The following is a 326-nucleotide window of genomic DNA, read 5'->3' as shown; positions in this document are numbered from 1 at the left end:
AAGAAGCAGCCCGAAATTGGGTCTGTAGCTCAGTTGGTTAGAGCGCACCCCTGATAAGGGTGAGGTCGGCAGTTCGAATCTGCCCAGACCCACCAATTTTGTGTGGGAAACGCCTGTAGAAATACGGGGCCATAGCTCAGCTGGGAGAGCGCCTGCCTTGCACGCAGGAGGTCAGCGGTTCGATCCCGCTTGGCTCCACCACTACTGCTTCTACTGTTTAAAGCTTAGAAATGAGCATTCCATTGTGATGATGGTGAATGTTGATTTCTAGTCTTTGATTAGATCGTTCTTTAAAAATTTGGGTATGTGATAGAAAGATAGACTGA

Annotated in this window: 2 tRNA genes; both read left to right on the top strand. The window is 48.2% G+C overall.

Features of this window, described 5'->3' with window-relative positions:
- Window positions 1-18: 18 nt before the first annotated feature.
- A tRNA-Ile gene (locus tag AC6CIA_RS26475) sits at window positions 19-95 on the top strand.
- 30 nt (window positions 96-125) lie between these two features.
- Window positions 126-201 (top strand) — tRNA-Ala (locus AC6CIA_RS26470).
- The last annotated feature ends 125 nt before the right edge of the window (window positions 202-326 follow it).

The sequence above is a fragment of the Pseudomonas sp. GQ91 genome, assembly GCF_059758795.1.
The sequence above is the reverse complement of the archived record's forward strand: the minus strand, read 5'-3'. Positions and strand labels throughout refer to the sequence as shown.